Origin of the sequence: Bacteroides sp. ET71 (genome assembly GCF_023336905.1) — a bacterium.
Classification (GTDB): domain Bacteria; phylum Bacteroidota; class Bacteroidia; order Bacteroidales; family Bacteroidaceae; genus Bacteroides.
Genome location: NZ_JAMBLS010000003.1, coordinates 177,814 through 190,374, shown reverse-complemented (window position 1 = coordinate 190,374; position 12,561 = coordinate 177,814). Strand labels below are relative to the sequence as shown.

The 12,561-nt window shown below is 60.0% G+C and carries 10 protein-coding genes and 1 tRNA gene; 8 read left to right on the top strand and 3 right to left on the bottom strand.

Annotated elements, in window-relative coordinates:
* Positions 1–363: 363 nt before the first annotated feature.
* On the top strand, positions 364–1,482 hold the full coding sequence (gene prfB / locus M3090_RS03335) for a peptide chain release factor 2 (protein ID WP_249053972.1): 1,119 nt from the start codon (positions 364–366) through the stop codon (positions 1,480–1,482).
* 172 nt (positions 1,483–1,654) lie between these two features.
* On the opposite strand, the gene M3090_RS03330 is transcribed toward prfB, so the two are convergent.
* The gene (locus M3090_RS03330) at positions 1,655–3,538 is read right to left on the bottom strand and encodes a TonB-dependent receptor (protein ID WP_249053971.1); all 1,884 of its coding nucleotides are present in this window, start codon (positions 3,536–3,538) and stop codon (positions 1,655–1,657) included.
* Between the two features lie 313 nt (positions 3,539–3,851).
* Here M3090_RS03330 and M3090_RS03325 point away from each other — a divergent pair, with 313 nt between their 5' ends.
* The 4 genes from M3090_RS03325 to M3090_RS03310 all read left to right on the top strand — a co-directional run bounded on the left by M3090_RS03325 (position 3,852) and on the right by M3090_RS03310 (position 7,002).
* Positions 3,852–4,751 carry a helix-turn-helix transcriptional regulator gene (locus tag M3090_RS03325; protein WP_249053970.1) on the top strand — a complete coding sequence of 300 codons (900 nt, stop codon included), beginning with the start codon at positions 3,852–3,854 and terminating at the stop codon, positions 4,749–4,751.
* Between the two features lie 92 nt (positions 4,752–4,843).
* Positions 4,844–4,981 (top strand): hypothetical protein, encoded by a 138-nt coding sequence (locus M3090_RS03320; protein WP_249053969.1) that lies wholly within the window; start codon positions 4,844–4,846, stop codon positions 4,979–4,981.
* A 5-nt stretch (positions 4,982–4,986) separates the two neighbouring features.
* On the top strand, positions 4,987–5,517 hold the full coding sequence (locus M3090_RS03315; RefSeq protein WP_249053968.1) for a CYTH domain-containing protein: 531 nt from the start codon (positions 4,987–4,989) through the stop codon (positions 5,515–5,517).
* A 195-nt stretch (positions 5,518–5,712) separates the two neighbouring features.
* Positions 5,713–7,002, top strand: coding sequence for an MgtC/SapB family protein (locus tag M3090_RS03310; protein ID WP_249053967.1), 1,290 nt, complete (start codon positions 5,713–5,715; stop codon positions 7,000–7,002).
* A 468-nt stretch (positions 7,003–7,470) separates the two neighbouring features.
* On the opposite strand, the gene M3090_RS03305 is transcribed toward M3090_RS03310, so the two are convergent.
* Both M3090_RS03305 and M3090_RS03300 read right to left on the bottom strand, forming a co-directional pair.
* Positions 7,471–8,688 (bottom strand): anaerobic sulfatase-maturation protein, encoded by a 1,218-nt coding sequence (locus M3090_RS03305; RefSeq protein ID WP_249053966.1) that lies wholly within the window; start codon positions 8,686–8,688, stop codon positions 7,471–7,473.
* A gap of 142 nt (positions 8,689–8,830) precedes the next feature.
* A tRNA-Pro gene (locus M3090_RS03300) sits at positions 8,831–8,906 on the bottom strand.
* Positions 8,907–9,097: 191 nt separating this feature from the next.
* On the opposite strand from M3090_RS03300, the gene M3090_RS03295 reads away from it, so the two are divergent.
* The 3 genes from M3090_RS03295 (at position 9,098) to M3090_RS03285 (ending at position 12,561) form a co-directional block, all read left to right on the top strand.
* Positions 9,098–9,412: a nucleotidyltransferase domain-containing protein gene (locus tag M3090_RS03295; RefSeq protein WP_249053965.1), complete on the top strand. Its 315-nt coding sequence runs from the start codon at positions 9,098–9,100 to the stop codon at positions 9,410–9,412.
* On the top strand, positions 9,409–9,813 hold the full coding sequence (locus M3090_RS03290; RefSeq protein ID WP_249053964.1) for a HEPN domain-containing protein: 405 nt from the start codon (positions 9,409–9,411) through the stop codon (positions 9,811–9,813). Before M3090_RS03295 ends, M3090_RS03290 begins: the two co-directional genes overlap by 4 nt.
* A 69-nt stretch (positions 9,814–9,882) precedes the next feature.
* Positions 9,883–12,561, top strand: a complete 2,679-nt coding sequence (locus M3090_RS03285; RefSeq protein ID WP_249053963.1) for a DNA gyrase/topoisomerase IV subunit A — start codon at positions 9,883–9,885, stop codon at positions 12,559–12,561.

The window sequence follows — 12,561 nt, the reverse complement described above, 5'->3', positions numbered from 1 at the left end:
TCCGGCTCTGTCCCGTGGTGTGGTAGTGCGACTGCGTTCCTCTCCACCATTCCGGCCTGGATGAAGGCCCCTTCCGTGTCTGGCATCGTCGATGTAAATCACTTGCGCATGTCCTGCTCAACAGAGGGACAGCCCTGCCAGCAAGGCCCATCGCTGACGTTTCAGTCGTTTCATGGCGGTTCAGTTGTATTTAGTTTCGGCTTGCCCTGCAAATATATGCGTTTTTTTCATACCTTTGCACTGAAATGCAGGATTTTTGCCCGGCCCGTATGAGATGCGTTTCCCGCAGGCGCGGACGGCCGGCGGCAACATCGTGCACGAAGAAGATACATATAAAGAATTACATAAATCTGACAGAAAGGAATGATAACTACCGAGCAACTGAAGGACATCAAAGAACGCACCGACGCGTTGAACCGTTACCTGGACATCGAAGGCAAGAAGATACAAGTGGAAGAAGAACAGCTCCGCACCCAGGCGCCCGGCTTCTGGGACGACCAGAAGGCCGCCGAAGCGCAGATGAAGAAGGTGAAAGGCTTGCAGCAGTGGATTAGCGGCTACAACGAGGTGAAGACCTTGGCCGACGAACTGCAACTGGCTTTCGACTTCCACAAAGACGAGCTGGTGAGCGAAGAAGAAGTGGACGAAGCCTATGCCAAAGCCCTGTCCGCCGTCGAGGCGCTCGAACTGAAGAACATGCTGCGTGATGAAGCCGACCAGATGGACTGCGTCTTGAAGATTAACTCCGGTGCCGGCGGCACCGAAAGCCAGGACTGGGCCAGCATGCTGATGCGCATGTACCTGCGCTACGCCGAGACGCACGGCTACAAGACAACCATCGCCAACCTGCAAGAAGGCGACGAGGCGGGCATCAAGACCTGTACCATCGAAATCAGCGGACCGTACGCCTACGGATACCTGAAGGGCGAGAACGGTGTGCACCGCCTTGTGCGCGTGTCGCCATACAATGCGCAAGGAAAGCGCATGACGTCTTTCGCCTCGGTCTTCGTCACTCCGCTGGTAGACGACACCATCGAAGTCACCATCGAACCGGCGCGCCTGTCGTGGGACACCTTCCGAAGCGGCGGTGCCGGCGGACAGAACGTCAACAAGGTGGAGTCGGGCGTGCGCCTGCGCTACCAGTACAAAGACCCGTACACGGGAGAGGAAGAAGAGATTCTAATCGAGAACACCGAGACGCGCGACCAGCCCAAGAACAGGGAGAACGCTTTGCGACTGCTCCGCTCCATGCTCTACGACAAGGAGATGAAGCACCGTATGGCCGAACAAGCCAAAGTCGAAGCAGGTAAGAAGAAGATTGAGTGGGGTTCGCAGATACGGAGCTACGTGTTCGACGACCGCCGCGTCAAGGACCACCGCACCAATTACCAGACTTCGGACGTCACCGGCGTGATGGACGGCAAAATCGACGGTTTCATTAAGGCTTACCTCATGGAGTTTGCGGGCGAGGGTGAAGCGTGACCTGTCCTGCCACGGGCTATAAACTGCGAGCTACGAGTAAAGTTACCGGAAGAATGTCACCGGTGACGTACTCGTAGCTCGTTTTTTGTTAGCCGTTACCTGTTGGGCAGCCTGCCCGCAGCTTGTGGCCCGTAGCTTGTGGCTGCACCGCCTGCGGCCCGTGGCCGCGCTTTCAGAGGTTCAGGCTGATGCCTCCCAAGAACGTGGCCTTCGGCATGGGATAGCCCAGCATCACTTCGTAGCGCTGTGCCAGCAGGTTTTCGCCGCGCACGAACAGGCGGGCGTAGGGGCAGAGGCGGTAGGAGGCGCGGACGTTCCACAGGACGAAGTCCTCGGTCGTGGGTGCTTCGCCCACGGAGGTGTATAGTCCGCCCACGTACTGGAGGCCTGTCGAGGCGGTCCAGCGGCCTCGCCGGAAGTCGGCCCCGGCGTAGAGCTTGTGCTCGGGGGCGGAGATGACGGGGTGTTCCATGTGTGCCCAACTGTAATTGGCGTTGACGCTCCAGTGCGGGTTGACGCGCCAGCCGACGTTGGCTTCCATGCCCCAGTTTTCGATGCGGCCGCTGTTCACGTTGTGCGGGCGGCCGTCTTGCCGGACGGTCGTGATGAGGTTGTCGCCGTCGATGTAGAAGAGGTTCGCACCGTAGGTCAGGGCGCCGTCCAGGCGGGTCTGCGTGAAGCTGAGCTCGTAGCTCATCAGCCGTTCGGGGCGCAGGTCGGGGTTCTGCGGGGGAAACATGTACATCTCGCGGATGGTGGGGTTGCGGAAGCCTTTGCTGACCATTGCCTTCAGTTCGGCCTGGCGGGGCAGGTGGAAGGCCAGTCCGCCCTGGGGCACCAGCTCGGTGCCCACGTGCGAGTGGTGGTCGACGCGCAGGCCGGCGTTCAGCGACAGCCAGTGTCCGAAATCCTGGCGGAAATCGGCGTAGGCAGCCACTTCGTCTTGCTTCTTCTCCACGCCGGGGATGCGTTCGCCGTCGGCCACGGCCACGTTCCACGATTCGCCGCCGAAGTGCTGGTAGTCCACGCCCACGGTCAGGCGGTTGCCCCGGTACAGTTCGGCGCTCTGGTACCAGGAGACGCCCATCATCAGATCTTTGCTGTGGAACAGCGATTCTTGCGGCTCTTCGCCGGGGCCGTAGCCGTCGTTAATCTTGTGCCGTCCCCAGTTGTAGAAGAAGCTCAGGGCGCCCGAGGTGCGGTCGTAGTGGTTTTCGAGCATGGCCGACGCCATGCCGCGGGTGATGCGCGAGTCGTTGTCGATGAGCGGGGCAAACGTCTCGCCGGGGTTCGAGGCGTTGAAGTGCGTCACGTTCACGTCGCCCCACAGCCGCCAGTTCTTCGTCACTTCGTACGACAGCTTGGCGTAGCCGCTGAACTGTTCAAAAGGCATGTCGGCGCGATGTCCGTCCGTGCGGTTGTACGAAAAGGAAGCCGTGCTGCCGAATCGTCCGCTGCGCACGCGGTTCACGGCCTCGGCTTGCACCGTTCCGTAGGAGCCTGCGCCTAGGTTGATGTCGGTCCGCACCCCGTCTTCGTGCATCTGTCGGGTGACGATGTTGATGACGCCGCCCATGGCGTTCGAGCCGTAGAGCACCGAAGCCGGGCCGCGGAGCACCTCCACGCGCTCGGCCAGCATCGTCTGGTACGAATCAGAGATGGGGTGACCGAAGAGTCCCATGTATTGCGGGTGCCCGTCGATGAGCACCAGCATCTGCGCGCTGCCCGACAGTCCGCGGATGCTCAGCCCTCCCGCCGCTCCGGTGGACACGCCGTAGCCCAGCACGCCGCGGCTGGTGACGAACAGTCCCGGCACCTGCTCCGTCAGCGCGGGCAGGAGCGAGGGCTGGTATCGGTCGGCCAGTTGTGTCCGTCCCACGACGCTGATGGTCATGGGCAAGTGGCGGATGTCGGTCGCGTTGCGTGTGCCGGTGACGACCACTTCGTTCAGCCGGTAATCGTGGCGCACGGAGTCAGTTTCCTGTTTGTCCGACGCCCCGGCGACCGCCGTCGCCAGCGCGAGGGACAGGAGAGTAAGAGTGAATCGTTGTCTCATATCTTCTGTAAAGTGTATAAAATGGATAATCGTTTCAGACGCTGCAAAGGTAAGTCATTTGTCCGTTCCGCCTTTTATCCGGATTACAGAAGTTTTTACCCGAATTACTGTCTGCCTCTTGTGCGGAGCGGGCGTCATTCCTCCGAACTGTAGCCATGTCCACTCCGCACACGGGCGGGCGTGCTTGCGCCGGGGCATAAAAATCGGTGAGAAAGGTTAAAGAATCTGTAAAGCGGGTAGGGGGGTGTTGGCGGGAAACAGCTATCTTTGCCGCCGGAAAACCATCAGTCCCCCTGCGGGGAATCGAGCCGATATGAAGAAAAAGGAAAATGTGCTGGACATAAAGACTGTGTGCGAGTGCAACCGCTGCCTGGGCAGCAAGACGTGGCACCCGCAGGCTGCCGTCATCAACCTGGAGAATCCCGGGCTGGAACAGCAGGCGGTGAAGTTTGACTTCTACGCCATCTTGCTGATAGAAGACAGTGCCGGGTGCGGCGACTGCTGCGGACGCCGCTACTACGACTTTGCCTACGCCACGATGGTGTTCCTCACTCCCGGCGAGGCGTTCCGCATGAGCAAGGAAAACACTTTGCCCCCGCGCGGACTGCTGCTGGCCTTCGACCCGATGCTGCTGCTCAGCACCGCGCTGTGCCGCCACATCGACCAGTACACCTTCTTCCACTACCGCCAGGAAGAGGCCCTGCACTTGTCGCAGCGCGAGACGGAGCGCGTGCGCCACTACTTCGACGACATCGACGAAGAGCTGCACCACGCCATCGACGGCCACAGCCGCACGCTCCTCTCCCGGCTCATCGAGCTGCTGCTGGACTATTGCGCGCGCTATTACGAACGGCAGTTCATCACCCGCGAGGACAAGAACAAGCGTCTGCTGGCGCAACTGGGGCGCTGGGCCGACGACTACATCGGCGCCGGACGCATGGCGGGCGGGCGGATGCCGGCAGCCGCCGACTGTGCCGGGCTGCTGGGGCTGAGCGAGGCCTACTTCGGCGACCTGCTGCGCTTCGAGACGGGGCAGAACCTGGCCGAATATTTCCAACTGCGCCGCCTGGAGATGGCCAAACGGCTCTTGCAGACGGGGACGCATACGCCCGCGCAAGTGGCCCGGCAACTGGGCTTCAACAGCATCGCCCGCTTCAACCTCGTGTTCCAGAAATACACCGGCCAGGCACCCTCGGAATACAACCTGAACTGACTTCGCGTAAATTTCTACCGCTTTTCCTTGGAATCTTCCGGAAATTCCCCTTACTTTGCTCTCCGTTGAACGATAAACTAAAACTAAACACCATGGGAAGAAGCAACAGAAACCGCGTGACGCACACGCAACGTGAAGAAGAACAAGCCAAAAAAGTAATGCGCACCATCACCATCGTGGCCGTCGTGCTCATCCTCCTTTCTTTCGTGGCCTACACCCTCTGGGCCTGAACGCCATGCCGCAGGAGATTGAACGAAAGTTCCTGGTCGACGGCGACTGGCGGCCGCTCGTGGCCTCGTCCAGCCGCATCGCACAAGGATACATCTGCTCCGACAGCGGGCGCACGGTGCGCGTCCGCCTGCGCGACGGGCGGGGATACCTCACCATCAAAGGCCCTTCGGCAGACGGCGGCCTGAGCCGCTACGAGTGGGAGAAGGAGATTGACCCCGCCGATGCCTCGGAACTGATGCGCCTCTGCCGGGGCGGCGTCATCGACAAGACGCGACACCTCGTGCCCTACGACGGACACGTGTTCGAGGTAGACGAGTTCCACGGCGAGAACGAGGGCCTGGTGGTGGCCGAAGTCGAGCTGTCCGACCCCGCCGAACCGTTCGGACGACCGCCCTTCCTGGGCCGCGAGGTGACCGGCGACCGGCGTTACTACAACTCCCAACTGATGCAGCACCCTTACCGCACGTGGGCCGATGCCGCACCGGGCGGGGAGTGGACGAGTAGACAAGTGGACGAGTGGACAAGGGGGAGTTGACAAGTTGACAAGGCGTCAGGCAACAAGGGCGTATTCGCCGCTTCGTTTGTCCGCCACCGTGTCAATTCGTTTCCAAAGCCTCGTCAACTCGTCAACTTGTTAACTTGTCCCTTCGTTCTTGTTAACTTGTCCACACCCCCTTGTCCCCTCGTCAACTCGTCCCCTCGTTAACTAACCCTTTTTTCAGTTCAAGAAATGGAAAGAATCTACGCATACTTGCCACAGGAGTTCGTCACTTTCGTGCTGGTGACCCTCTTTTCCCTGCTCATCGGCCTTTCGCAACGGCGCATCAGCCTGAAGCGCGAGGGCGAGGCCACACTGTTTGGCACCGACCGTACCTTTACGTTCATCGGCATCCTGGGATACTTGCTCTACATCCTCGACCCGACGGACTACCGCCTCTTCCTGGGCGGCGGCGCGGTGCTGGGACTGCTGCTGGCGCTGAACTACTACGTGAAGCAGACGCGCTACCACGTGTTCGGGGTGACCACCATCGTCATTGCCCTCATCACCTACTGCCTGGCGCCCATCGTCTGTACCCAGCCCTCGTGGTTCTATGTCCTCGTGGTGGTGGTCGTGCTGCTGCTGACCGAGCTGAAGCACACCTTTACCGAGCTGGCGCAACGCATGAAGAACGACGAGATGATTACGCTGGCCAAGTTCCTTGCCATCAGTGGGATTATCCTGCCCATGCTCCCGGACAAGACGCTGGTGGCGGGCATCAACCTGACGCCCTACAACGTGTGGCTGGCCACGGTGGTCGTGTCGGGCATCTCTTACCTGTCTTACCTGCTGCGTCGCTACGTCTTCCGCGAGTCGGGCATCCTGGTGTCGGGCATCGTGGGCGGGCTGTACAGCAGCACCGCCACCATATCCGTGCTGGCGCGCAAAAGCCGCACGGCGGTGGCTGCCGAGGCTCCGGAGTATGCCGCTGCCATGCTGTTAGCGGTCTGCATGATGTTTCTGAGGTTCCTTATACTGATAGGTATCTTCAGCCTGGAGGCACTGGAGGCCATCTATCCCTACCTGCTGGCGATGTCGCTGGTGGCGGCGGGCGTGGCGTGGTGGCTGCACCGGCGGCGGATGGCTACGCCGGGGGCGGAGGCCGATGCGGACGACACGGGCAACCCGCTGGAGTTTAAGGTGGCGCTCATCTTCGCCCTGCTGTTCGTGGTGTTTACGCTGTTGACGCACTACACGCTGGTGTATGCCGGCACGGGCGGGCTGACGGCGTTGTCTTTCGTCTCGGGCGTGAGCGACATCACCCCGTTCATCCTGAACTTGGTGCAGGGCACGGGCGGCGTCTCGGTGGAGATGATTGCGGCGTGCAGCCTGCAGGCCATCGTGAGCAACATCGTTGTGAACTTGTGTTATGCGCTGTTCTTTGCCGGGCGGGGCAGTGCGTTGCGCCGTCCGTTGTTGGCGGGGTTTGGCGTGGTGATTGGGGTGAACGTGTGCCTGCTGGCGGTGTTCTATCTGGTGTGACGCTTGCTGTTTTCCCTCTGTTTCTTTGGCCCTGTCCTGTCGAGCGGAGCGTCATTGAATGAAGAATGAAGAACGAAGAATGAAGAATTTCGTTCTCCTGTCATGTCGAGCGGAGCGCAGCGGAGTCGAGACATCTCACTAAGGGTTTCTGTGTCTTTAGTGAGATCCTTCGACTCCGCTGCGCTCCGCTCAGGATGACAGTGCATGACGGGGGTGGGGATTCGTTGCTCCGCTCAGGATGACAGTGCATGATGGGGGTGGAGATTCGTTGCTTCGCTCAGGATGACAGTGCATGATGGGGGTGGGGATTCGTTGCTCCGCTCAGGATGACAGCGCATGATGGGGGTGGAGCTTCGTTGCTCCGCTCAGGATAGCGGGAAGCGGGGATTGGCCGGCCTCGTCCCTGATTTCTCGTCCCCTCGTCTCTTGTCTCTCGTCTCCTCGTCCCTTGTCTCTCGTCCCTGAAGCCTAAAACCGTTCCTTCATCACGTTGGCGGGCGCCCGTCCGGCCAGCAGCTCGCGCTTCATAAAGTCCATGTAGGGGGCGACGTGGGCGAAGAACATGCGGTATCCCTCGCACAAGTAATTCAGTCCCGGTTCGCCGTCGGCCGTTTGACAGAAGCGGTTCTTGGGACATTCGCCGTTGCAGGCGAAGAGCCAGGGGCACTGGCGGCACTGGCGGGGCAGGCTGTCGCGCTTGGCTTGCCCGAACTTCAGTTGCCGTTCGCCGTACATCATTTCCACGAGGCTCTGCGTGTAGATGTTTCCCAGGCGGTATTCGGGGAAGACGAAGTGGTCGCAGGCGTAGACGTCGCCGTTGAACTCCATCACTCCGGCGTGGCCGCACGTGGGTGCCAGGGTGCAGACGCCCGGCTGCTCGCCCACCCAGTTGGCCAGGGTTGCGTCGAAGAGCTGGACGAATATCGTGCCCACGTCTTGCTTGACCCACTCGTCGAACAGTGTGCAGAGGAACGTGCCCCACTGCCTGGGCGATACGGAAAACTGGGCCAGGCGTGCGTCGCTCCCGTCGTCGGCAGAGGCCAGGTGGCGTCCGTCGGCATGGGGCAGGATGCGCTCGACGATGGGGGCGAATTGCAGGTAGTGGCAGCCTATCTGTCGGAAGAAGTGGTAGAACTCGCGCGGGTAGCTGGCGTTGAAGTCGTTGACGACGGCCATCGCGTTCCACTCCACGCCGTGCTTCTTCAGCAGTTCGATGCCGCGCATCACTTTCACGAACGAGGGTCGTCCCTGGCGGTTGCGGCGGTATTCGTCGTGAAACTCCTGCGGCCCGTCTATCGAGATGCCTACCAGCCAGTTGTTTTCGCGGAAGAACTGGCACCACTCGTCGGTCAGCAGCGTTCCGTTGGTCTGGATGCAGTTGTCGATGGTGCGTCCGCCGGCGTAACGCCGTTGCAGCTCCACGGCTTTCTTGTAAAAGGAGAGGGGGCGCATCAGCGCTTCGCCCCCGTGCCAGGTGAACAGTACCGACGGCAGGGTCTGGGCCTGGATGTACTCGCGCACGAACTTTTCCAGCAGTTCGTCGCTCATCACGTGTTGGGGTGATTCGAGGTAAAGGTTCGCCTTCTCCAGATAGTAGCAGTATTCGCAGGCCAGGTTGCACAGCGGTCCGGCTGGCTTGGGCATGACGTAGAGCGGGTGGGCGAAAGGTGCGTAGGTAGGTGTCATACAATCAGGTATTAAGGTGTGAAGCCTCTTGTCCGATGCGGGCGCGGCTACTGTTCGCAAGAAGCGCGGCCGTTGTCCGGCGTGGGCGCGGGGCATAAACGAAACAAGCCGCTGCGGGGTGCAGTGGCTTGCCCTTTTGGCTTGGTCGGAATGAGGCGACTCGAACGCCCGACCCCTACGTCCCGAACGTAGTGCGCTACCAACTGCGCTACATTCCGATGCTTTGTCTCGTTTTGTTTTGACGGCGCAAAGGTACGCAAAGATTTCGATACTGCCAAGCGAAGGAGGATTTATTTTTGTCCGGAAGGCAGAAGTGAGGGCAGGGGAGGGGCTTTTTTGCCTTGACGGGTTGCGTGATTGGCGGAAAATGCCTATATTTGTGCATCTATTCGGAAAAGAAAGGAACGGAATGAGACGACCGGAAATCATCAGGCAGATCAAGGAAGTGGTCCGGCAGACGGCTCCTACGGCAGAAGTCGTCCTGTTTGGTTCGGAGGCGCGGGGCGACGCGCGTCCCGACAGCGACATCGACCTGCTCATACTGCTGGATGGCGACCGGCTCACGCTGGCCCGCGAAGAGACGGTGACCCTTCCTCTCTATGAGCTGGAACTGCGGACGGGCGTCTGCATCAGCCCCATCGTCCTGCTGAAGAAACAGTGGCGCGACAGGCCGTTCAAGACGCCGTTCTATATCAATGTAATAAACGAAGGAGTGAGGCTATGAAAGAGAAATTAGACGAAGAAAGCAGACGGGCACTGGTGGCCTACCGGCTGGAGCGTGCGTATGGCACATTGAAGGAAGCCGCCGTGATGAGGCGCGAAGGCTTCTGCAATGCGGCTATCAACCGCCTGTACTATGCCTGTTATTATGCGGCGGTGGCATTGCTCCTCGCCAACGACATCCAGGCGCAGACACATAGCGGGGTGAAAACCATGTTGGGATTGCATTTCGTCGCAACCGGGAAGATGCCCGTGCGGATAGGGAAGGTCTTCGGCACCTTGTTCGAGAAACGGCACAGCGGCGATTATGACGACTTTGCTTATTGCGACGAAGAAACCGTCGATGCGCTATATCCGCAAGCAGAAGCCTTTATTGATTTCGTGCGTGCCCTGTTGGGCAAATAACCTGTGCCTGTCTTTTCCTGTTTTTGCTTTTTTTCGTATATTTGCCTCTCGAACGCATTGTAACCATTTATGAGCCAAGATATAGACGACATCAACGAACAAGACCAGCTCCCCTTCCACGAGGAAGGTGCCGAACATACCGACTATAAACCGGCCGACATCGGCGACGGCGAGGTGCGCCACCGGCTGAACGGCATGTACCAGAACTGGTTTCTGGACTACGCCTCCTACGTCATCCTGGAGCGTGCGGTGCCCCACATCATGGACGGCCTGAAGCCCGTGCAGCGGCGCATCCTCCACACCATGCGCCGCATGGAGGACGGGCGATACAACAAAGTGGCCAACATCGTGGGCGAAGCCATGAAGTTCCACCCTCACGGGGACGCCTCCATCAAGGACGCCTTGGTGCAGTTGGGGCAGAAAGACTTGCTCATCGATTGCCAGGGGAACTGGGGCAACATCCTGACCGGCGACGATGCGGCGGCTGCCCGATACATCGAGGCGCGCCTGACGAAGTTCGCCCTCGACGTCGTCTTTAACCCCAAGACCACCGAGTGGAAGCAGTCGTACGACGGTCGCAACCGCGAGCCCGTCACCCTGCCCGTCAAGTTCCCCCTGCTTTTGGCACAGGGCGTCGAGGGCATTGCCGTCGGCCTCTCCTCGAAGATACTGCCGCACAACTTCAACGAGCTGTGCGACGCTGCCGTCGCCTACCTGCACGACGAGCCTTTCGCCCTCTATCCCGACTTCCAGACGGGCGGCAGCATCGACGTGTCCAAGTACAACGACGGCGAGCGCGGCGGTTCCGTGCGCGTCCGCTCCAAGATAGAAAAGGTGGACAACAAGACGCTCGCCATTCGCGAAATACCCTACGGGAAGACCGTGGCCGGCGTGTGCGACTCCATCGTCAAGGCCAGCGAGAAGGGGAAAATAAAGATACGGAAGGTAGAAGACTTGACGTCCGGCAGCGTCGAGATACTCGTCCACCTCGCCCCCGGCGTGTCGTCGGACAAAACCATCGACGCCCTCTATGCCTTCACGGACTGCGAGGTGAACATCTCGCCCAACTGCTGCGTCATTGATGACCAGAAGCCGCACTTCCTGACGGTGAGCGACGTCCTCCGCAAGTCGGTGGACAACACGAAGCACCTCCTGCAACGCGAGCTGGAGATTCACCGTGCCGAAGTGATGGAAGCGCTGCACTTCGCCTCGCTCGAGAAGATATTCATCGAAGAAAGGATATACAAGGACGCCGAGTTCGAACAGGCCAAGTCGATGGATGCCGCCTGCGAGCACATCGACCTGCGGCTGACGCCCTACTACCCCTCGTTCATCCGCGAAGTGACCAAGGACGACATCCTGCGCCTGATGGAGATAAAGATGGCCCGCATCCTCAAGTTCAACAGCGACAAAGCCGAAGAGCAGATTGCCCGCATGAAGGCCGACGTGGCCGAGACCGACCGCCACCTGGCCAACCTCGTCGAATACACCGTCGACTGGTTCCGGATGCTCCGCGAGAAATACGGCAAGAACTTCCCCCGCCGCACCGAGCTGCGCAGCTTCGACGTGATTGAGGCCACCAAGGTCATCGAGGCCAACGAAAAGCTCTACATCAACCGCGAGGAGGGTTTCATCGGCACGGGGCTGAAGAAAGACGAGTTCGTGGCCAACTGCTCGCCCATTGACGACATCATCATCTTCTACCGCGACGGCCGCTACCTGGTGACCCCCGTGGCCGACAAGAAGTTCGTGGGCAAGAACATCCTTTACGTCAACGTCTTCAAGAAAAACGACAAGCGAACCATCTATAACGTGGCGTACCGCGACGGCAAGGAAGGTACGTGTTTCTACAAGCGGTTTTTCGTCACCGGCGTCGTACGCGACCGCGAGTACGACCTCACCCAAGGCAAGCCCGATTCGCGCATCCTCTACTTCAGCGCCAATCCAAACGGCGAGGCCGAAGTCATCAAAGTCACCCTCAAACCGAACCCCAGGGTGCGCAAGATAGTATTTGAAGAAGACTTCAGTCAACTGGCCATCAAGGGCCGGCAAGCCATCGGCAACATCCTGACACGGCTGCCGGTGCACAAGATTGTGCTGAAGCAGCGCGGCGCTTCTACGCTCGGGGGCCGCAAGGTATGGTTCGACCGCGACGTGCTGCGCCTGAACTACGACGGGCGGGGCGAATACGTGGGCGAGTTTCAGACCGACGACCGCATCCTGGTCATCTTGGAAAGCGGCGACTTCTATACCACCAACTTCGACCTGGCCAACCATTACGAGCCGGACATCCGCCTGCTGGAGAAGTTCGACTCCGGGAAGGTGTGGACCGCCGTGCTCTACGACGCCGACCAGCAGAACTATCCCTACATCAAGCGTTTCTGCCTGGAGGCAACGGCCCGCAAGCAGAACTACCTGGGCGAGAACCGCAAGAACCGCCTCATCCTGCTGACCGACGAGCCGTATCCGCGCCTCGAGGTGGTGTTCGGCGGGCACGATGCCTTCCGTGACCCCCTGGTCATCGAGGCCGACGACTTCATCGGCGTCAAGGGCTTCAAGGCCAAGGGCAAACGCCTGACCACCTACACGCTCGACACGGTGAACGAACTGGAGCCGACGCGCCTTCCCGAGCCTGTCGGCCCGGCCTCGACAGAGCCTGAAGAAGAGCCCGAAGACCTGGACCCGGACAAGGACAAGACGCCGGGCGACATCTTGGACGAGCTGACCGGACAAATGAAACTATTCTGA

Coding starts and splice junctions, on each gene's coding strand:
- M3090_RS03330 (WP_249053971.1), bottom strand. CDS start 3,538: ATGAGACAACGATTCACTCTTACTCTCCTGTCCCTCGCGCTGGCGACG.
- M3090_RS03290 (WP_249053964.1), top strand. CDS start 9,409: ATGAAAGAGAAATTAGACGAAGAAAGCAGACGGGCACTGGTGGCCTAC.
- M3090_RS03310 (WP_249053967.1), top strand. CDS start 5,713: ATGGAAAGAATCTACGCATACTTGCCACAGGAGTTCGTCACTTTCGTG.
- M3090_RS03305 (WP_249053966.1), bottom strand. CDS start 8,688: ATGACACCTACCTACGCACCTTTCGCCCACCCGCTCTACGTCATGCCC.
- M3090_RS03295 (WP_249053965.1), top strand. CDS start 9,098: ATGAGACGACCGGAAATCATCAGGCAGATCAAGGAAGTGGTCCGGCAG.
- prfB (WP_249053972.1), top strand. CDS start 364: ATGATAACTACCGAGCAACTGAAGGACATCAAAGAACGCACCGACGCG.
- M3090_RS03285 (WP_249053963.1), top strand. CDS start 9,883: ATGAGCCAAGATATAGACGACATCAACGAACAAGACCAGCTCCCCTTC.
- M3090_RS03325 (WP_249053970.1), top strand. CDS start 3,852: ATGAAGAAAAAGGAAAATGTGCTGGACATAAAGACTGTGTGCGAGTGC.
- M3090_RS03320 (WP_249053969.1), top strand. CDS start 4,844: ATGGGAAGAAGCAACAGAAACCGCGTGACGCACACGCAACGTGAAGAA.
- M3090_RS03315 (WP_249053968.1), top strand. CDS start 4,987: ATGCCGCAGGAGATTGAACGAAAGTTCCTGGTCGACGGCGACTGGCGG.